This is a genomic window from Tolypothrix sp. VBCCA 56010 (assembly GCF_050875635.1).
Taxonomy (GTDB): domain Bacteria; phylum Cyanobacteriota; class Cyanobacteriia; order Cyanobacteriales; family Nostocaceae; genus Hassallia.
In genome coordinates, this window is record NZ_JBPAOH010000147.1 from 1 (window position 1) to 20,158 (window position 20,158).

Sequence of the window (20,158 nt, forward strand, 5' to 3'; positions counted from 1 at the left end):
GGAACTCGACAACAATCCGGCGACCAAACAGATTGCGGCAGCCGGTGGGAACCTCTACCAGATTCACAACACAGGTGCGATCTGGAAGTACGTCGGGTCGCCGCTGACTGGCTGGCAACAGCTCGACAACAATCCGGACTCCATCGCTATTGTGGCGGCAAGCGGTAACCTTTACCAGATTCATAATAACGGGTTTATCTGGAAGTTCGCTGGGTAGGTAGTTGTGAAGATTGCCTAACAGATCGTTCACCTGGAACGGAGCATAAGTTGTCTGAGTAGCAAAGTTTATCCAAGATGTGTCCCTTTGGCACAAATAGTTTGATGGAGCTTGGAGACCCTAAGTCAAAGTCTTTGCTAATCTAAAAGGCTTATCAAATTCTATAGCACAATGAGTTTACCCACCGAAAATTCTCTGGAGCTACTTAGCAAAAGCTTTTTCAGTGGGTAAGTTCTTTAATATTCAATTAAAGAACAAGACAGGTTCGTTAACAACTTGCCAATTGCCTGAAACCTTCTGAAACGTTACTTGGATTCCGCTCAGTCCTAAAACAGGCTGGCTGGAATCGTGAGGGCAGACCTTAGCTTCAAGCGTTAGTCGGACTACATTATCCTCTATCCCTGGAGGTTGAAAGCGTAAATAAGCAATATCACCTTGTTCGCGTGCTTCTTCGAGTAGAGCTTCTTGTGACAAGTTGCGAACAGGTACTGATATTTCTGCGATAGAGACAGAATTTGCCAAGTTTTCATCTATTAAAGTGACTGTTGATTTTTGCAAGACAAAAGGCAAATCTGGAAATCGAACCGACCGATCAATACCAGGTAATCTTTGCCCAAGCAAAATAGCCTTTAATACTAGCTCTTGAAGTTGTCCTAGTACTTCATCTGAAACTGTTGACTGCAAATGGGATACAGACATAAAATTCTCCTCCAAATTATCCTGATTCTGTAGCTTCAACAAAGGTTTGAGAAAGAGAGCATATATTGATGTATCCTGTTCAACAGCAACTATCTTGAAATTGTAAAATAAGATTCCAGAACATATTCCAAGAACTATTGCAGAATGAATTATTGAAAGTAGTAAATTCATAAGACTAAAATCTCCTATTCAATTAAACTCAAAACTTTTTCGAGTTTAAATTATTTGTAGGCGACACATCAGATATTGTTCATGGTCATGTTGTTGTAGTTGACTCGGGAATAAAGGTCAGTTTGACACATTGATGTTTGTTGCGTAAACGCTCACTAGAAGTATTTAGAACAATTACTAAGTGATGTAAACGCTTTAAAAGTAGAAGGCTTGAGTAGCGCCCTCAGCCGTCTAACAACCGTGTTGCATCAAACTGCGTAGGTCGGGTTGAGGAACAAAACTCAACCTACGATTATTGCTTGCAGTAACTTATATCTTGCACATATAAGTATAAACCCTTATACGTAGGTTGTTAAATAACTAATTTGACATACAAAAATAATACTCTAATAGTCCTCTATCAGAGGACTTTACCTATTAGACAGGGACTTACAGTCCCTGACGGACGAAAGCCCAGTCTAAAAATATACAAATGCTTAGTTGTTTTTATGCTCTACAATGTAATTGGTGCAAGATGTCAGGTAAGAAAGAAGCGCGTTTTGCGGTAGAAAAAGATCGGTTCGCCAAGGACAAGCAATTTCTAAGCGTTATTAGCACTGTTAACCAGCTTTTCTCCTTTCAGCATCCGCGAAGCAGCTTCAAGTAAAGCTTCTTCCAGATAAGGTTTGGTGAAGTAGCCACTAGCACCTAGTTGTACTGCCATTTGTCGGTGTTTATCTGCACCACGGGAGGTAAGCATGGCAATGGGTAAATGGTTGAGGGTAGAGTCTTTCTGGATGCGAGAAAGCAACTCCAGACCATCGCAGCGGGGCATTTCGATGTCGCAAAATACAATATCGCAGGGGAGACCGGAGCGCAGTTTATCCCAAGCTTCCTGACCATCACGAGCCTGTTCTACGCGATAACCGGCTTTGTTAAAGGTGAGAGAAAGCAACTCGCGGACTGTAATTGAGTCATCGACAATCAACACTGTCGGGTCAATTTTCGTAGCAGGTGTTTCTGCGGTAGCGGAAGTATTTTTTTGTTCCCAGAGATTACTTTGTTTTACCGTGCGTCCTTGGAAGATGTCAATTATTTCCAGGACATCAGCGATCGGCATAATTCGACCATCACCGAGGACGGTAGCACCAGCTACACCAATCGGTTTTGGTGCCGGTCTTTCAAACTGCTTGATCACAATTTCTTGTTCGCTGAGTACCTGATCTATTTGCAGAGCGATCAAGGTATTTGCCGATCGCACCACAATCACAGAAATCATATCATCGTCGCGATTACCGCCGTAAACGTTACCTCGGCTGAGTAACCGATTGAAAGTTAAAAGTTCTTTCAGCGGTCGGAATGGTAACATTGTATCGCGCCAAGATATAAATGATTGTCCCTCGGCATTTGTCTGAATATTTTTCGCAGGTATATCTAAAGTATCTTCCACACCATCCATCGGGAAGGCAATTCTCGCTTTGTCGGAGACGCAGCACAAAGCTTTACAAATACTCAAAGTCAGCGGCAAACGAATTGTGAAAGTGGTTCCCTTGCCGATGGTAGAATCAGTAGTGATTGTGCCGCGAATTTCGCTGATCGAAGTGCGAACTGCGTCCATACCGACACCGCGACCTGATAATTCATCAGCTTCGTCTTTGGTGCTAAAATTCGGTTCAAACAGCAAGTCATACACTTCGATGGGAGACAGGCTTTTGGCTTTTTCGGTGCTAATTAAATTTTTAGCGATCGCTTTTGCTTTCACTTGATCTGTGTTGATACCTGCACCGTCATCCTTAACAGAAATAATCGTTTGGTTGCCTTGGTGGAAAGCACGGACGCTAATTGTTCCCACAGGTGGTTTACCTTGCTGTTGCCGTACTTCTGGGGTTTCAATACCGTGAGCGATCGCATTATTGAGCATATGATTTAAAGGTGTCTTCAAATGCTCTACAATCATTTTGTCGATGAAAGTGTCTCCACCTTCAATTACAAGTTCGACTTGTCTGCCATGCTTGATCGCGGTGTCGCGCACTCCTCGTTGCAAACCATCGGTAGCTTGAGAAAAAGGTTCCATTCGCGCTTTTGTCAGTCCTTCTTGCAATTGAGTAGTTACTTGTCGAAACTGTCGCGCTACCCTTTCGGTTTCTTCGGTAACAAAGTCAATGTCACTCGCTGACTCTCGCACTCGCACGATCAATTCAATCATTTCTTGAGAAAGCGTGTGGAAGGGAGTAAAGCGATCCATTTCTAGTTCGCTAAATCCTCTATCGGTATTTGAATCATTAACTAGGGGGAGAGATTCTTTATATTTGCGACTGGCTAATAAAGAAGCTTCCAGAAGCGATCGCTCGTATAATTCTTGCATCCTCGCTCCCACATCCGAAAGCTGTTGTATCTGATGCAACAAGTTGTCTAAGGATTGTCGCTGTCGTCCTTGATCCTCTTCTAAGGTGTTGCGATTTACTACCAACTCTCCAACTAAGTTACTCATATCGTCTAGATGCTTCACCGGCACCCGCATTGTTTCTTCAAATCTCGCACCGCGACGCGGCTGACGTTGATTTTTGCTAGTGCTTGATGTTACCGTTGGTGAATGCGATATCGTTTGATCTGCTTCTTTCAGTAGTTTCTCTAAATCACCAAATTCATCTGGTAGTTCAGATGATACAGCTTTACTAGTGACATTATTAACAGCAATTGGTGTTACCGTTGATGCTTTTTCCTCACCCAGCAATGCTTCCAAGTCAGCAAAATCCATGTCTGATATCTCCATATCAGGAGTAGATGTTACTTCCTCTTGTAGCAGTGCTTCCAAGTCGGCAAATTCATCTAAAACAGAGGCAGAATTTGCCGTATCTGCATCTTCTAAAGCTTTAGTTTCTGCTCTGATATACTCTAATGTAGCAGATTCATTCTCGATTATCTCAACTTCTGAAGTTTCCTCATTAAAAGCACCTTCAGATTCTGGTATTTCTAACAAATCTTCATCGTCTGCTACTTCCAAAACAGCTTCGGATGTACTTTCTTCAATAGTCGGTTCTGGGAGAAATTCTTGATTTGGTAGCAGTAAATTTTCTCCCGAAAATAAATCATTAATTAAATTCAGTTCTGACTCTGCTAAATTTTCATCTTGAGAAAAAGGTGTTTCTGTGAAGTTCAAGGCAGCTTGTAAGCTATTATTTACCTTCGGTGCAACTTCTTGTGTCTCTAGCTGTGGTTCAGGAGTTTCTGCATTGATATCTATTGCGATTTCTCTCTTCAATAAATCTTGTGATTCTACTAAATAACTTTCTTTGGTGTCAATTTTTGGTGTATCTTCTATATTTAACGTATCATTGCTATTTTCATCAAAAGCAGTATCTAATAAATTAGTTTCCTCTTCAACTGATTTAATAGAAGCGTCAGATGTAGTAAATTCGGGAACGATATCCACAGCTTCGGGAAGCATCGCCGCTGATAAATTTTCTGGCTGCGATTGGCTGGTATGCTGTTGGGGGAGGTTGTGAATATCTTCGGGAGATTCGCGATCGCTAAATAGATCCGCTGACTCGGTTGATGTAAATTGAGCAAAGAAATCATCATCCACATCCGATGCAAATGTCAAATCTTCTTGTAAGAAAGTGATATCTATATCTTCGATATCAAAATTTTCTTCTGACGCTTGCTCATTCCTACCAAAAATGTCACCGGAAGCAGCAGCAGCAAACAAACTTGCTTCTAACGCTCTGACTGCATCCTGCTCAACTTCCAGATTAAATTTTTGATGAAGTTCTTCTTCGGGTTCCTGACTCCAAAAGTCGTTTAAATCCTCTTCTGATTGAGAAATTTCTGCGGCTGTTGGTAAGTTTAAAAAATCAAATAAATCGCTTGATTCTGATTTTTTAGGAGATGGTATTGTCTCTTCTTCCGCAGCAAACAGACTATCTAAAGAAAAGCTTTCTTCCTTTCCTTGAGTAATTTCTGGAAGATGATTAGTTAAAGGAATTTCCTCTACAAAATTTGCATTCGTTGTTTCTGGTAAAACCTGCTCAAAATTATTATCCTGTTCGTCGGGGGATAGTTCCTTTATGCTATCAAGGTCATTCCAAGAGGAAGTTTTCGCTGAGGTAAAAGTTGCATTGATATTCTCAGCTTCTGGTTGAGTTACTTCTCCTAGAGAAAATAATTCATTTTCATTGAGTGTTAATCCCAATAAATCGTCTACCACATCTGATGGTGGTTGATTATTCAAGGCAATCTCATCAGAACTAGATGCAACTTCTGGCAAAATTTCGTTACTAAGAGAATTATCGCTCAACTCAAGGTTTGTAATAGCTGTTTCTGGAAATAGCGATGCTTGTTCTGGTAAGTTATCGTCAAATAACTGCAAAAGAGTTAAATCTTCGGTTGCAGTAATATTTGTTTGGTAATTGCTGCTAGGTTCTTTTTCAAAAGAAAGTAAATCTGCAAAATCGTTATCAGCATCCTCAGCGTCGTTGCTGATATCAATTGACAATTCACCATCTAAAGTATCATCTAAAATTTCTACTTTTTGCCAAGTTTCATCCAAGTCAGGAGTTTCACCTTCAAAAAAGTCGGCAAGAGCATTTAACTCGGCTATTCCTACCTCTGGTCCATTCAAATCAATGGTTTTATTATTCAGCGGTTTATCGTCTTGACTATTGTTGCGATCGCTTGAAAATATATCCGCAAAATTATCATGGTCTAGGTTCGCAGATGCGGATAACTCAGTTAAGCTAGTTATGCTGTCTTCACTGTCAAGATTTAATGGTGTTGATAACTCAGTTAAACTGCTGATACTGTCTTCACTATCAAAGTTTGATTGTGTTGATAACTCAGTTAAACTGTTTATACTGTCTTCACTATCAAAGTTTGATGGTGTTGATAACTCAGTTAAACTAGTTATGCTGTCTTGACTGTCAAGATTTAATGGTGTCGATAACTCAGTTAAACTGCTGATGGAGTCTTGTGGCTCCAACTCGAAATCAGCAATATTATTTTCTGTCGGTGCGGCTATATCAAGATTATTAGTGTTGATGCTAGCTGTTATGTTATCTGTCGAGGATTCAGCAATAAAATCATCGGTTATTTCTAATAAGTCAATTTCTAAGACACTCAAGAGTGTTTTTAGTTGCGGACTGATGGCAATTTCTGAGTCTCTGTTTTGTGTAGCTAATTCCAGAGCTTGTTTAATTTCGGTAATAACAGTTTTTGCTAAAATTAGAAAGCTGTTTTCGGGATTAGCGATCGCACTTCCAGCGTCACGACACAAACCACTCCAATTTGAAAAATTCAACGACTCACCGAATCTCGCTAACTCATAACAGCAATCTTGCAGTTGTTGTCGAGTTTCCTGTGTAGGCGATCGCTTAAATAATTGCAACATCTCGCGTAGTTTTTGCAGCACCTGAGTTTGAAACTCACCCACAGTTTTCGGTGAGGGTGCTACATGTAACGTTGAGATTTCCTGCGGTTGAAATTTGTTATTTGATGCAGTTATTTCTGTCCGACTTGTTGCTTGATTGCTACTTTGTTGTACAAGCATGGACAAATGCTCGTACAACCATTCAAAGACCGGCTCGGTTTCTGACATCAAAGTGTTAGCAGCATCTTCTGTTAAACCAAAAGGTCCAGTCAAATGCTCTAACAGCGCTTTCAAAGTATCAGAAACACCAAGAAACAAAGATTCTAACTTTTGGTCAATTTGAACCGGATGCTCTTTGAGAATTTTGAAACAGTCTTCCAATCGGTGAGCCGTGTGCTGAATGCTACTCAGACCAAGCATCGCCGCTCCCCCTTTGATAGAGTGAGCTGCCCGAAAAACTTCGTTAATCATTTCCGGGTCGTTCAGGGTACTCTGGAGATTTAACAACCCCTGCTCAATCGTATTCAGGTGGTCTCTTGCTTCTTCAATAAAGTAACCTAAAATGCGCTGTTGTTGTTCCGGCAGCATACTACAAAGTTATGAGTTAGGAGTTATGAGTTACGAGTTACAAGTTATGAGTTATGAGTTATGAGTTATGAGTGGTAATTTTTACTCCTAACTCCTCACTACTAACTCCTAACTTTTTTACCTTGTTTCAAGTGTTTCCACTTTGAAACGTTCAACGGAGGAGATTAAGTCACGGGATACACCTACTAAGTGTTGTAAAGCACCAGAAACTCGCTGTGCTTCTTGGGAGGTTTCTTGCGCTGTGAGTTCCACAGACTGCATTACCTGAGCCACAGCGCGAGAGGTTTCCGTTTGTTCTACAGTGTCAGTGGTGATAGAACGCACAAGAATATCAATGCGATTTGCGACTTGAATGATATTTTCAAGCGATCGCTTGGCTTCTTCGGCTAATTTTGTACCTTGAATAACCTGTTGTGTGCCTTCTTCCATTGCCGTCATTACAGAACTTGTTTCGCTCTGAATTTGCCGGACAATTTCTTCAATTTCTTTCAAAGATTTAGCCGATCTATCTGCAAGCTGACGCACTTCATCAGCAACAATCGCAAATCCTCTTCCAGCTTCTCCGGCTCGCGCTGCTTCAATACTAGCATTCAGCGCTAACAGATTCGTTCTAGAAGCAATTTGCGAAATCAACGCCACAATTTTAGAAATTTCTTGGGAAGATTCCGCCAATCGCTTGACTTTTCGGGTAGTTTCTGCTACAGTTTCGCGAATTTCCAAAATCCCCGCTACGGTGTTTTCTACCGCTTCCCCACCTTTAAGGGCAAAAGCGCTAGCTTCACGAGTGACAGTTTCGGCTTCTCGCGCAGCTTCCGCTACCCGCTGAATCGAATCTGTCATCACCTGCACGGAATTTAAAGTTACTGCCAACTCTTCTGCTTGTCGCAAGGCATCACTAGATAATGCTCTAGCAAAAGTTTCTGAATTGGTAGCTCCTTTTGTCACTTCTCGCGCTGCTACTTTCACCTGTTGGACGATATCCCGCAAATTTTGAATTGTTAAGTTAAAAGCGTCCGCAACTGCTCCCAAGACGTCAGCCGTCACCTCAGCTTGCACCGTCAAATCTCCCCTGGCAGCTCCTTCCACATCGTCCAACAGCCGAATTACTTGGCGTTGGAGATTTTCTTTTGCCTCCTCTTGTTCATCAGCTTTGCGTTGAGCTTCATTTGTGGTGGTGAAAATTACCTTAGCCATTTCGTTGAAGCCAGCGGCTAATTGTCCTAATTGATCTTCTGAGTATACCGTGGCTTGAGCGTTGAGATTTCCTTGACGCACCGCATCAAACTGAGTTTGCAGATCGTTAGTTGTGCGGCGAATTTGTTTGAGTGTGAGATTTCCCATAAAGCTGGCTGTACCAAAACTAGCAAGTCCGGCAGCTAGAGCCATTGCCCAGCCTGTATTTCGTACTCCTTCGCGTTGTTGCGGGGCTGACAAATTAGCCGCACCGAAACTAACTACAGCTACGACTACAGCCGAAACAATACCGACAGTTCCAGCGATAATCCATTGTTTTTGTTCCAGGGGAGCATTTTCTAATGGTGCTAATAAGCCTTGCTCGACATTAACAACAGGTTCTACTTTCGAGACATCCGTTTGGGTAAAGACGGGGACTGCTTCTTGCGAACCAGTCATACTGAAGAGTTCCGAATCGCGATCGCCTCCGGTCTCCGACAGGAGATCGCTTGTTTGGGCAGTTGGCGGAACTTGCGAAACTTTTTTGCCTATTTTACTACTGGTATCCAATGAACCAGAAGGTATTGACACATCGCCGAAACTAGAATTTCCTCCTGTGATATCAAAACCAGGAATGTTTCCTAAATCGTCAAAGGCATCAAAATCGTCTAAAAACTCGATGTTATTGCTTTTGGAAGTATTTCCACTAATTATACTGTTTGTATCTTCCTCATCTGTTAACGCATCTGAGCCAAAGGCAGACTCAAAAGCTTCAAAGTCAAAACTATCGTCATCCTCTAATGCGTTTTGCTTTTTGTCAGTTGAGTCTAAATCCTCAGATTCCTCAAAAGCAAAATTCCCATTTAATGATGAACTTTTCAAATTATTTTCTTGACTGCTGTATCCCGAATTATTTGTTGGTTTAGACCCATTTTTGCTGGATACTTCGCTCAAGAATAAAGTTTCATCTTCAACATTATTTAGTTGAGACTTAAACTCTTCACTGATTAATCCTTGGGAACTTTCAACAATCAAAAAATCAGCAGGTTTTTCTAAGCTATTGCCTGTTGATGGTACAAACTCTTCAAAAGGCGACCCGCTACTGTTCTTGCTGTTAATTGGGTAATTTTTTTCAGTAGAATCTTCACTAGCTTGGGAGATATCTTCTTGCCAGAAAGCTGGCAAATCTAACTTTGATTGTTCCTCCCAATTACTTGAATCTAATTGTGATTCTGCATTCAAGGCAAAAGGATTACTGTCAGCGCTATCCGAAGATTCTAGTGACGTACCAAATACAGTACTATCTGTGGGCATTTCAAATGGGCTGCTGAAAGATAGTTCTTCGATTACGTCCACAGCTTGCGGATGCTCACTATAAGAACTTAAATCAAATAGTTTATCTTCATTCCCTGCGTCCATCATAGCCTCAGGCTCGCTAGAATTCAGAGGCTCATTATCTACCTCGGCGATTTGTTCTTGCTGTAGGTATTGATTGACATTTTCAAGACCATTACGAGCAAAACTAATAATTTCTTCATCGTCACTCAACTGCAAAACTTTTTGGTATTCTGATGATGCCACATCGTATTGTTGCAAAACATAGTAAACGTGACCCCGCAACAAATGGCAGTTAGCGTCATCGGGTAAATTTTGCACCACAGAGTCAACTAAAGTGGCGGCAACTTCATAGTTTTGTTGCGCGTATGCCGTACAAGCTTGTTTATAAATTTCTAAGTATTCGTCTATATTTGCTTCCATTTCCTGCCTCACAATTTCATCCTGCCCACCGCGCACTCCGCAAAATAGCCATTTGATCTAACAGTCGCAGACACTGATTTTTTTGAGCATCTAATAACCACTCTCCCCGCAAAAAGGGAGCCATAGCATCTGGCACGTTATTTGGTGCGACTAGATGCTGCACGTCAAGCCAGTCCATGCCACCAATTTGTTCTACTGCTAAACCTACTATTGTGTCTTGCTCTTCTATAGCAATCACCGGAATTTCTGCTTTGTCGGTATTTAACGGAGTTACTTCTCCTAAAAATTGACCCAAATCAGTCACCCAAATTACTCGACCTCGTAGATTTAGAGTACCCAAAAGTAAAGGAGAAGCATTAGGAATTGGAGTAATTCTATCGGGACTTAGTTCAATTACCTCGCGGATGCCTGTGGCTGGTAGTGCAAACTCCTGATGCGAGGGAATGTAAAACCGTAAATGTAACTCACCTTCAGGACTTTCTACTTGAAATTCAGGACGGAAGTGGTCTTGACCGCTGCCTCCTAAAAAGTCCGGTAACTTAACCATGTTTTTTCCATCCTTATCCTCGCAGCAGTTGTTTGACTGTTCCTACCAACTCGGTTGGCTGAAACGGTTTAGCTATGTAGGCATCGGCGCCTTGTTTCATCCCCCAGTAGCGATCAAATTCTTCACCTTTGGAAGAACACATGACTACAGGGACATTTTGTGTTTTTGGATCTGACTTTAGCCGACGACAAACTTCGTAGCCATTCATCCTGGGCATGACAATATCTAATACCACTAGATCGAAAGCTGTGGTTTGAATTGCTTCTAACGCTTCTAATCCGTCACTGGCATGGGTGACTGTTAAGCCACTGGCTTTTAGGAGGTCTGTAATCATCTCCCTTTGTGCCACACTGTCTTCCACAATCAGAACTGTACTCATAAATGCCTAATTTACCTCCTGATGTAGACGTTTCCCTATCTGGAGCATTCCCTGACTTACCCGCAAGCATTTCGTGTATAAATTTATTCTATTTATCACTAATTTAACTGAGAATTGTTGGTTGTTAGTTGTTAGTTGTTGGTAATTGGTAATTGGGCATTGGGCATTGGGAAAAAGCGAATAGGTAATTGGTAATTGGTGAGCCAGTGCGTTCGGTCAAAAGACTTGAAGCACAGCCGCGAACCCCGAAGGGGTAATTGTTCTTTCTCCCCATCCCCCCCTCTCCCCATCCCCCCCTCTCCCCATCTCCCCATTCCCCATTCCCCATTCAAGCTGATTCTGTGATATTATCTTTTACTCGATCTCGGATGGGATCAACAAGTCTTAGGTTTTGGTTGTGTCGCCAAACAACACTATAGTTGAGATATTTTTCTACAAGCATCAGCAATTCTGTGTCTGTAAATGGTTTTGTTAAATAATCACATGCCCCGACCATCCTAGCCCTAACGCGATCGATAAATGCATTTTTACTACTTAGCATGATAATCGGCACGAGCCGAAATGCTGTTGAATGTCGCAGCATTCCACAAATTTCGTAACCATCCAACTCTGGCATGGTTATATCGCATAAAATTAGATTTGGCTTGATTTGAAAAATGCGGCTAATCGCTTCTAGGGGATTGGTGAAGGCGATCGCTTCATAACCAAGTGGTTTCAAAATAGACTCTACAGTTTCACAAATCGTAGCCGTATCGTCAATACAGACTATGCGTGCCTTTTGTAATAACTCTTGTTGACTCTGTTGTATTTGTTCGGTAGATGTACTTGAATATACTATATGCACGCAACCTTGTTGCACGTATGGATATATTGCTTTAGCAACTGTCAAAACGTCTCGATTCAGATACCGAGCCAATTGACGCAAAGATGTTTTACCATCGACCCACTGCTGTAACTTATTCACCGTTGCTGCTGGCAGTGAGGAGCGTAGTTCAGTTATATCAGCAAGCACCGGAAATTGATCGGGAGATTGAATATGCGGATAAAGCAACTTCCACTCTTGCACCTGCTTCATAATTTTGGTGACAAGCGGAGCAATCTCTAAGGTAGTTAATTGCGGGGCAAATGCCGAACCCAAATCGAAAATGAAGCTACCTTGATGTAAACTCAACAAATCAAACAAAGTCTCATGCACCAAACGGTGGATAATAGTTTGCGCCACTTTTGGTTGAATAATATTCCGCTCTAAAAGCGTCCAAAGATAGCCGTACTCTGGAGCATTTAGTGTTTCTAGGTAAGCAAGTTGTACTTTGTCAAGTCGTGTCTGAACTCGGTAATGACGCAAGTAATCGGCAATTCTTGTCAAACTGCTGTCGCTATCTTGGCAATAAATAATTTGACCGTTGAGAAAAAATACGTACCAAGACTGTTGTTTAAACTCAGACCAAGAACGCTGTCTAATTACTTCATCTACACTAAGTTTGTTGCTATTGTGACTACGGGCTTCTACAAATAATTGCCCTGTTCGCTGCCCCAACTCAATCAATTGGAGAATACTACGAATATCAATTTCATTTAAATTTCCGTACATTTAGCTAAAAAGCGCTCCAAGTCATTTTATTTACATTCAATGTTAATTTTGCCCTTTTTTTCAATGTTTCAAACACAGGACTTACGCAATAGTAAGTCGTAAGTAGGGGTAATTCATGAATTACCCCTACTGTATAATGTGCATACACAATTATTTTTGCCCTCATTCCTAAAACAGACACCGAAATAGAAGCACTTTTGGGCTGTGTTGTCCTAATACAGCATTTAGACGGGCATTACATTAATCTGGGTCGAGAAATTTTCATGAATTTTGGTTTTTGGGCAAAGACGTACTGACTTTTTGTCAAAAGACATCGCACTCGGCTTCATGTATAGAAAGAACACATTAGAAAACGATACCTAACTGAAAACCTTAACTTTGTTTAATATACTTTTACAATGCTAGTGATAACACGGTAGTCATCACAACTGCTATCAGTACAAAATGTAAAGACGCGACAAGTTGGTTTTATAAATATCAAGACGAAATCTCGCGTCTATAAATAGTTTTGTTTGTCTTATTTTCCTATATAGGTGAAGTAAGACAAATTTACGCAATTATTTAACGTATAGCCCAATACAGGGCGTTAAGTGCATCAAAAGGAATAGCGGTGTGCTGTATTTAGCAGAAGTACAAAAACAAAAAGGCGGCTTACTCGGTGGTGGTTCTAAAACAGAACTGAAATTACTGGCTTGTCAACGGACAGACCAAAATTGGAGTAATGTTTCAGAAGAAGCGATCGCGGCTGAAGACGCAAGCAAATTAAACGACGGCGCACTAGTACTGGTTGAATTGAATCCTCAGCGTCAAGTGCAGAGAATTCAAGAAGCAGGGCGTCCGCTAGTTAATATTTTGCAGAATTTTTCTCGTCAAGTAGAAAAATTTAAGCTTAAAGAAGAAGAAATTGACCAGTGGAAAGAGTCACTGACATTTCAAGCACAAGAGTTAAATCGCCGCGAAATGGAAATGGAAGCGCGTGCGGAACAACTGCAACAAATGGATGATGATTTTCAACGTCTGGAAGCCGAAAAGCAAGAAGTTGATACATCAAAGCAGGAAATAGAACGGTTGCGACAAGAATTTGAACGCAATCGCCAAGAACTAGAAGGTGCTTGGGAGCATTTGCGCGGTGAGCAACGCCGTTTGGAGGAACATCAAGCAGAATTCCAGCAACCAAATGTTTTGGATGAGGAGCAAAGCCGGGTGTTGAGCGAGTTGCTCGATCGCCTTTCGAGTCAAGTCGATCCAAACCTAACAGTGCGCGAGCATCTTAATTTTGCCTTAGAAATGGTGGAAAGCCAGCAAGCTACTCTTAATCCACACTGGCAACAATTAGAATCTCTCAGAACTGCGGCTACTCAACAGCAAGAGGAACTTGACCAGCTAGAGCAAACAAAGTGCGATCGCGCTTATGAATGGCAACAAGCCCAAAATGCTGTCTTGCAGCAAACAGCAGATTTGAAAATGAATACAGCATCTCTTGCTAGTAAACAAGAATGCGCTCGAATGCTTAAACAGCAGTTACAACACCAAGAAGATTTACACCAGCAAATTCAATTTTTGGTGGCTATTTCTGGCGATGTAGTTCTTGGCGAGCAAGTTAATGTCGAAGCTTTGGAAAAAATGCCTCTACAAGAGCTGCAACAAACAGTTCAGGACTTGCACGAAAAGTTGCAAATTGACTCTAGCTTTGTCCACGAGCAAGAAGTTGAACTGAAATTCAAACAAGACATTATAGACGAACTGCAAAGTAAGTTAAATCAAGCATCTGACAATGACCATATCAACTTAGAAATGGAATTGGCAGATGAAAAAGACTTATACCAAATGTTGAATGAAACATTGGTAGGACAACGCCGCAGTTTGCTTCTTCGGCAAGAGTCTTTTAAACAACACCAAGCGGTATTGCATCGCCGACAAGGACAATCTGCCAATGAAGACGATCAAAAAATAGATTTAGTACCAATTTTGCGGCAAATCGAAGCGCAGCAACAACAACAGTCCGAGGAACTAGAAAACTTAGAACGTGAGATTGAAGAGATACGTTCTCAAATTGAGCTAGCCGATAAAACGCTCAATAATCAAATCCAAGAGCAAGAAGAAAAGCACCAAGAACTAAAAGTGTTGGAAGAAAATTTGCAACTGTTGCGAATAGCCACTGCTGAATATTGGGCTAAAGTTAATGTTTATCAAGAAACGCTACAACCAATTCAGGATTCCTTGGACGGTTTACGCCACAAGCTGCAAGGCATAGCTGAATCTTTGGCTACAGTACAGGAAACTGGTGATTATCAACTTCAGACTATTACCCAGATGCGTCAAACTATTTTAAGTTTGATTCAACCAGAATTGTTAGCCTCTTAAAAGTTAGGGGTTAGGAGTTAGGAGGAGCGTGGATAGTAGATAGTAGATAGTGGATAGTCGATAGTCGATAACTGTTGACTGTTGACTATTAATCAACAACTAACAACTAACAAATAACAACTAACAACCAACAACTAACAACTAACAACCAACAACTAACAACTAACAACTAACAACTAACAACCAACAACTAACAACTAACATAAATCCAATCGTTTTCTACTTTGGCGATCGCACCCCCAGGAAATGGATCGGTTTGCGATCGGTTTGGTGCTGTAATTAAAGCTGTTAGTTTTTCGATTTGCTCAAAACTAGGGGCACATGGAAGTATCTGTTGTAAACAGTAACGCATGACGCGACGTTGCAACGCCAATGGTGCTTTCTGCAAAATGCGACGATTCAGTTTTAGGGCGAAAGGAGAAGACAATAATAATTCTTTACTTACCTCCCCCACTCCTCCACTCTCCCACTCCTCTACTCCTCCTCTCATCGCCTCTTCCCGTAAGCGATCCGCTGCTTGTTCTAAATATTCCACTTCGGCTTGCAGAAGTTCGGCGGTTTGAGCTAAAGCTGATTCAACTTGGGGGTTGAAATTTTCTTGCAAATATGGTAATAATTCTAGGCGGATGCGGTTACGGGTGTACTTCAAATCTTCATTAGTGGAATCTTCCCAAATTGGTAGTTGAAAGTCTGTACAAAAATCTTTCGTTTGGGCGCGAGTGATTTCTAAAAGTGGACGCACTAAGATAATGTTATCGGTTAATAAGCGTTGCCAAGTTAAAGCTTGCAAACCATCAGCACCAGTACCACGCATTAAGTTGTAAAGAAGAGTTTCAGCGCGATCGCTTGCTGTGTGACCTGTAACAATATAGTTGTAATTATGTTCAAGTGCGATCGTATTCAAAGCTTGATACCGCCAATTTCGTGCAGCCGCTTCACTATTTAACGGTTCGTTAGCGGTTTCTAAGTAAAAGGATATTTCCCAACTTTCGGCTAAATTTTTTACATGCTGTGCATTAGCTTGCGAGTCAGCACGCCAGCAATGATCGCAGTGAGCGATACCTAAATGCCATCCCCATTTTGGTTGTAAATCTAACAGTAATTTGATTAAACACAGAGAATCTTGCCCACCGGAAACCGCAACTAATAGACGTTGGTTGCGTTCAAATAGATGACGCGATCGGATCGTGCGATGTATTTTTGCGTGTAGAGGAGTCCAAAAAGAACGGCTCATTATTTATTAATACCCGACGATTAAAATCGCGGCTACAAAAACGAAGTCCGCATGACAAGGACTAAGTTAGAGTAATTTTTAGATTATAGACTTCGTGTATGGATATTATGTCTCACGCAGAGGCGCAGAGGCGCAAAGAAGAACGCCAATTAAAAGACTTTGATAAAAACTGCTATACATAAAAAAGCATTTGGCACACGCAGGTAAGCTGTGTACGCGCAATGCCCCAGACTTCCAGTCTGAGGGCATTCTGAAATTTTCGCGGTTTACTGATAATGATGCTTCTATTGTCTTAGAGCCAATATATACCTTAATACTTTCCAGCAGGTGAACTGCTTTAAATGTGTTTGATACATTTAATTGCTGAAAAACTTCAGGATATATAGACACAACATCATCCTGACTCAGCGCTTCAAATCCATTTACCATAACAATCTCCTGGAACTAAATCTATAATTCCCAAGAGATAACGCTTAATCCCAAAAACAACTCCCAAATTCCCTCTCTCTTCTCTTCCTCCGCGTCCTCCGCGTTCTCTGCGGTAGCCTGCGGCAAGCCGCTTTGCGTCTACGTTAAAAATTTCCCCTCTCACAAAAGAGGGGGAAAACAATAACATTCCTAAAAAAACCAACCGTAAGAATGCAAACCCTTACCCAAAAGATTCACACCCAAATAACAAATCCAAACAACAACAAAGCCAGTAGCTGCTAAAATTGCCGGACGACGCCCTTGCCAACCACGAGTAATTCTAGAGTGAAGATATGCCGCAAACACTAACCAAGTAATTAGCGCCCAAGTTTCTTTCGGGTCCCAACTCCAATAAGTACCCCAAGCTTCATTTGCCCAAACTCCACCAGCAATAATGCCAATTGTTAGCAGGGGAAATCCTAACCCAATGATGCGATAACTGACATTATCTAAGGTTTCGGCAAGGCTGAGGTGCTGGGGTGTTAGGGTTTCTTCAGAATTTTGGATTGGTGTTGCGAGTACTGTATCCAAAACTGCTGTTTTGCCGTTGCCGTTGGTATTACGCTCATTACGAGCAAAACCATTATTTTCCGCAGCAGGAGTTGGTACAGAAACTAGTTCACCAGCTTTATGCAAGCGGTAGCCGTTGCTGCGATAACCACCAGTACCGACAGAACTACCTTGTAGTTGAATATTTTGACCGCCAGTAACGAAAAGAAAGGCGATCGCTAACAGCGAACCTACCATCAAAGCCGCATAACTTAACATCATCACACTAACGTGCATCATCAGCCAATTAGATTTCAGTGCAGGCACTAACGGTTCGGCTGATTGCATTGTTGAAGGCAGTGTCAGGGTAGCAAAAGCGCTGATGCACATCGCCACAGGTGCTGTAAAAACCCCTACCAAGCGGCTGCGGCTAGTATTTTCCGCAATTAAATGGACGGTAGTAATTCCCCAAGTTAAGAAAAATAACGATTCATAAAGATTGCTCAGAGGAAAATAACCAGCTTCGATCCATCGCGCTCCTAGTAGCGTGGCTATACACAAATTAGCGATCGCCATACCAGCTGTCCCCAAAGCGGCAATTGCGGACAGATTCCCAAAAGCTGCCCCAGCCCAATAAACCAGCATTGTGAGAAATAAAACGGCAAAGGAGGCATTGTCCAGCCAGTTCTGGAGTACAACCAGATTCATACAGTGTTCTCCCCAGTGGATTCAAATAAAAAATGGATTTTGACTTTATTGATCCTATCTGTTTCTGGAGAATATAGAGACAAGGAGAGAAGGAGACAAGGGGACAGGGGGGACAAGGGGACAAGGGGACAAGGGGACAGGGGGGACAAGGGGGAGTTTGTCTTTTCGTCTTCCTTGTCTCCCCAACGCTAAAAGTGGACAGGCATTGTCCAGCCTTGTTTTAACTATTTCGGGCAGAAGTCCCGCACTGTATTCCTTCTTAGGAATCAGTGCCGGGATGAATGACCGGGTAATGACGAAAGTACCCCTAAACGATAATGACCTGTGGTCATTTAGTGACAGGGGTGCTTGAGGAATTACCAACTTCGGGAATTCTCAATGAATCGATTAACTCATCAATTACTTGAGTCATAGTCTTTTCTGTTAGGGAAGCATATAAGCGTAGTTTATTCAATCTTCGTTCAGAAGTTCTAACTCTAATATATTTATCCTTCATTTTGTTTCCTCGTTAGTTCCTCGATATGCTAGCATATTTGTAACGAACAAAAACCAAGGAGGTGAGACAAGGATGAGAGTAAGCTATCAGTACAGGATAAAGCCTAACACTGAGCAAAAGCAAAGATTAAATCATGTTAGAAGGTTATGCCAGTATCTTTCTAATAGAATGTTAGGAGATAAATTGGATTGGTGGGGAAACAATCGTTGCTTAGTAGATAGCTGTTCAATCATCTCTTGTCCACTCCCAGAACTTAGAGTTAATCCTAACTACAATACTCATCAAGATTTACTACCCTTTCTTAAAGAAGACTTAATACTAATTGAGTGGTCTGGAGAGTTACTAGACCTTAGTGATGTATACTCTCAAGTTTTACAGGATACTGTTAAAAGAGTTCACTTAGCTTTTGACCGTTACATAAAAGGAGATAAAAACGGTAAACGTAGTGGTAAACCCAGATTCAAATCAGAATCGAGTTTCAAATCATTTACTTACCCTCAAGCTTTGGATAGTTGGATTAAAGGTAACTTTATTAAACTTCCTAAGATAGGTGAAATAGAAATAATCCTTCACCGTCCGTTACCATCCGGCTTCAAAGTTAAAACTTGTATAGTTTCCAAGAAAGCAGATGGTTGGTACATAACGCTATCTTTAGAAGACAAATCAGTACCCGATGTTCTATCAAGAGAAATTGTTCCAACTGTTAAGAATTCCAGTGGTTTAGATGCGGTTCTAGATGGAGACATTTTTATTGCTACTTCTTGCGGTTCATTGTTACCTTCTGTAAAAGCATTCCGTAAAAATCAAGAGAAACTAGCAAAAATATCTAAAAATAAGTCTACTAAGAAAAAGGGATCTGCTAAAAGACGTAAGCTAGCACGAAAGGAAGCTAAGTTACATCAGAAAATAGCACGCTCTCGTAAAGACCATCACTTCAGAACAAGTCATCAGTTAACAAGAACTGGTAAAGAAGTTTTTTTCGTAGAAGACCTAGAGTTAAAGAATCTCACTAAACGAAACAAAGCTAAACAAGATGAAAACAGTAGGTTTCTACCAAATGGTCAAGCCCAAAAAAGTGGTTTAAACAAAAGTTTCTTGGATGCGGGGTTCGGTCAGTTTGTTGATATTCTGTCTTACATAGTCGAGAAAACTGGTGGACAGGTTATCAAGGTAAAGCCAAACTACACGAGCCAAATTTGTTGCAATTGTGATGCCTATGTACCGAAAGAATTATCAGATAGGATTCATGATTGTAAAGCGTGTAATGTTGGCATTATAAACCGCGATATCAATGCGGCTGCCAACATAAAACGAGTTGGATTGGGAGTTTTTCCAACTATAAAAAGCCGGAGGGGGAAATTGATAATAGGATCTTCGGGTTCTATGAGTACCCTCAAGGAAATTCGGGAGTTTACCCGAAGCCTACATCATACTGCTTGCAGTTGATGTAGGTACTTCACAGATCCGCGATACCCAACGATACCCTCGTTTGAAGGCTGTCCAATTTTGTCTGATTTTTTGTAACCCCCATCTCCCTTGTCTCCCCCCTCTCCCCCTCTCTCCCCATCTCCCCATCTCCCCCTCCCCCCCTCTTCCCTTACCTATGTATTAGTCACATGTTTCTTAACATTGCTGTAAATAAGTCAGGAAAAGGATTATGGAACAATGCAATATGTAGATAGTTGACAAAAGGAGGAGAATGTGAATAAGGTTAATTTGATCGGCGATCGCTAAATACATATTTGACAATTCTGGTGGAGTAGTTTCCAGGTTGCAGCGATATCGTGTAATCGCTGTAATCCTCGCCAAATAGTCTTAACACCAGGTTATCCATCACCCTTTCGACCTAAAAAGCCACCTAATATTGCAATCATTCGTACTGCTTGGCGTAAAGAAGGCGGCTTTTTGGGTGGGATTGGATTTTTGTTGATA

At 41.4% G+C, this 20,158-nt stretch carries 16 protein-coding genes and 1 pseudogene; 4 read left to right on the plus strand and 13 right to left on the minus strand.

All coding sequences use genetic code 11. The annotated features are described in order from the left end of the window. Positions 1-217 (plus strand): hypothetical protein (locus AABK37_RS33005; protein ID WP_432555700.1); only part of this gene is annotated, 217 nt, incomplete at its 5' end. 243 nt (positions 218-460) lie between these two features. Here AABK37_RS33005 and AABK37_RS33010 read toward each other — a convergent pair. The 7 genes from AABK37_RS33010 to AABK37_RS33040 all read right to left on the minus strand — a co-directional run bounded on the left by AABK37_RS33010 (position 461) and on the right by AABK37_RS33040 (position 12,467). Continuing rightward, positions 461-916 (minus strand): hypothetical protein, encoded by a 456-nt coding sequence (locus tag AABK37_RS33010; RefSeq protein WP_432555701.1) that lies wholly within the window; start codon positions 914-916, stop codon positions 461-463. A gap of 751 nt (positions 917-1,667) precedes the next feature. Continuing rightward, a complete protein-coding gene (locus tag AABK37_RS33015; RefSeq protein WP_432555702.1) occupies positions 1,668-7,019 on the minus strand; it encodes a response regulator in 5,352 nt (1,783 codons plus the stop codon). 117 nt (positions 7,020-7,136) lie between these two features. Beyond that, complete coding sequence (locus AABK37_RS33020; protein ID WP_432555715.1) at positions 7,137-9,950, minus strand: methyl-accepting chemotaxis protein; 2,814 nt, start codon at positions 9,948-9,950, stop codon at positions 7,137-7,139. A 16-nt stretch (positions 9,951-9,966) separates the two neighbouring features. Continuing rightward, positions 9,967-10,497, minus strand: a complete 531-nt coding sequence (locus AABK37_RS33025; protein ID WP_432555703.1) for a chemotaxis protein CheW — start codon at positions 10,495-10,497, stop codon at positions 9,967-9,969. Between the two features lie 13 nt (positions 10,498-10,510). Beyond that, complete coding sequence (locus tag AABK37_RS33030; protein ID WP_432555704.1) at positions 10,511-10,876, minus strand: response regulator transcription factor; 366 nt, start codon at positions 10,874-10,876, stop codon at positions 10,511-10,513. Between the two features lie 124 nt (positions 10,877-11,000). Continuing rightward, positions 11,001-11,204, minus strand: a complete 204-nt coding sequence (locus AABK37_RS33035; protein ID WP_432555705.1) for a hypothetical protein — start codon at positions 11,202-11,204, stop codon at positions 11,001-11,003. Continuing rightward, positions 11,205-12,467, minus strand: a complete 1,263-nt coding sequence (locus tag AABK37_RS33040; RefSeq protein WP_432555706.1) for a response regulator — start codon at positions 12,465-12,467, stop codon at positions 11,205-11,207. 612 nt (positions 12,468-13,079) lie between these two features. Here AABK37_RS33040 and hmpF point away from each other — a divergent pair. Then, positions 13,080-14,831 carry a pilus motility taxis protein HmpF gene (hmpF, locus tag AABK37_RS33045; protein ID WP_432555707.1) on the plus strand — a complete coding sequence of 584 codons (1,752 nt, stop codon included), beginning with the start codon at positions 13,080-13,082 and terminating at the stop codon, positions 14,829-14,831. A 190-nt stretch (positions 14,832-15,021) separates the two neighbouring features. Here the strand turns inward: hmpF and tilS are convergent, their stop codons facing one another. The 4 genes from tilS to ccsB all read right to left on the minus strand — a co-directional run bounded on the left by tilS (position 15,022) and on the right by ccsB (position 17,730). After that, a complete protein-coding gene (tilS, locus tag AABK37_RS33050; protein ID WP_432555708.1) occupies positions 15,022-16,065 on the minus strand; it encodes a tRNA lysidine(34) synthetase TilS in 1,044 nt (347 codons plus the stop codon). A 105-nt stretch (positions 16,066-16,170) separates the two neighbouring features. Next, a complete protein-coding gene (locus AABK37_RS33055; RefSeq protein ID WP_432555709.1) occupies positions 16,171-16,494 on the minus strand; it encodes a hypothetical protein in 324 nt (107 codons plus the stop codon). Then, complete coding sequence (locus AABK37_RS33060; RefSeq protein ID WP_432555710.1) at positions 16,478-16,681, minus strand: hypothetical protein; 204 nt, start codon at positions 16,679-16,681, stop codon at positions 16,478-16,480. The genes AABK37_RS33055 and AABK37_RS33060 overlap by 17 nt, the downstream gene beginning before the upstream one ends. 2 nt (positions 16,682-16,683) lie before the next feature. Beyond that, positions 16,684-17,730, minus strand: a complete 1,047-nt coding sequence (gene ccsB / locus AABK37_RS33065; RefSeq protein ID WP_432555711.1) for a c-type cytochrome biogenesis protein CcsB — start codon at positions 17,728-17,730, stop codon at positions 16,684-16,686. Positions 17,731-17,769: 39 nt separating this feature from the next. On the opposite strand from ccsB, the gene AABK37_RS33070 reads away from it, so the two are divergent. Together AABK37_RS33070 and AABK37_RS33075 are read left to right on the plus strand one after the other, a co-directional pair. Beyond that, positions 17,770-17,922 carry a hypothetical protein gene (locus tag AABK37_RS33070; RefSeq protein ID WP_432555712.1) on the plus strand — a complete coding sequence of 51 codons (153 nt, stop codon included), beginning with the start codon at positions 17,770-17,772 and terminating at the stop codon, positions 17,920-17,922. A 376-nt stretch (positions 17,923-18,298) separates the two neighbouring features. Next, complete coding sequence (locus tag AABK37_RS33075; protein WP_432555713.1) at positions 18,299-19,672, plus strand: RNA-guided endonuclease InsQ/TnpB family protein; 1,374 nt, start codon at positions 18,299-18,301, stop codon at positions 19,670-19,672. On the opposite strand, the gene AABK37_RS33080 is transcribed toward AABK37_RS33075, so the two are convergent. Then, positions 19,649-19,801 (minus strand): hypothetical protein, encoded by a 153-nt coding sequence (locus tag AABK37_RS33080; RefSeq protein WP_432555714.1) that lies wholly within the window; start codon positions 19,799-19,801, stop codon positions 19,649-19,651. The genes AABK37_RS33075 and AABK37_RS33080 overlap by 24 nt on opposite strands. A gap of 155 nt (positions 19,802-19,956) precedes the next feature. Further along, positions 19,957-20,158, minus strand: a pseudogene (locus tag AABK37_RS33085) (IS4 family transposase); the annotation flags it as partial.

Coding starts and splice junctions, on each gene's coding strand:
- AABK37_RS33080 (WP_432555714.1), bottom strand. CDS start 19,801: ATGGGGAGATGGGGAGAGAGGGGGAGAGGGGGGAGACAAGGGAGATGG.
- ccsB (WP_432555711.1), bottom strand. CDS start 17,730: ATGAATCTGGTTGTACTCCAGAACTGGCTGGACAATGCCTCCTTTGCC.
- AABK37_RS33040 (WP_432555706.1), bottom strand. CDS start 12,467: ATGTACGGAAATTTAAATGAAATTGATATTCGTAGTATTCTCCAATTG.
- AABK37_RS33055 (WP_432555709.1), bottom strand. CDS start 16,494: ATGGTAAATGGATTTGAAGCGCTGAGTCAGGATGATGTTGTGTCTATA.
- AABK37_RS33030 (WP_432555704.1), bottom strand. CDS start 10,876: ATGAGTACAGTTCTGATTGTGGAAGACAGTGTGGCACAAAGGGAGATG.
- AABK37_RS33060 (WP_432555710.1), bottom strand. CDS start 16,681: ATGTTATTGTTTTCCCCCTCTTTTGTGAGAGGGGAAATTTTTAACGTA.
- AABK37_RS33025 (WP_432555703.1), bottom strand. CDS start 10,497: ATGGTTAAGTTACCGGACTTTTTAGGAGGCAGCGGTCAAGACCACTTC.
- AABK37_RS33015 (WP_432555702.1), bottom strand. CDS start 7,019: ATGCTGCCGGAACAACAACAGCGCATTTTAGGTTACTTTATTGAAGAA.
- AABK37_RS33010 (WP_432555701.1), bottom strand. CDS start 916: ATGTCTGTATCCCATTTGCAGTCAACAGTTTCAGATGAAGTACTAGGA.
- AABK37_RS33075 (WP_432555713.1), top strand. CDS start 18,299: ATGAGAGTAAGCTATCAGTACAGGATAAAGCCTAACACTGAGCAAAAG.
- AABK37_RS33035 (WP_432555705.1), bottom strand. CDS start 11,204: ATGGGGAATGGGGAATGGGGAGATGGGGAGAGGGGGGGATGGGGAGAG.
- tilS (WP_432555708.1), bottom strand. CDS start 16,065: ATGAGCCGTTCTTTTTGGACTCCTCTACACGCAAAAATACATCGCACG.
- AABK37_RS33020 (WP_432555715.1), bottom strand. CDS start 9,950: ATGGAAGCAAATATAGACGAATACTTAGAAATTTATAAACAAGCTTGT.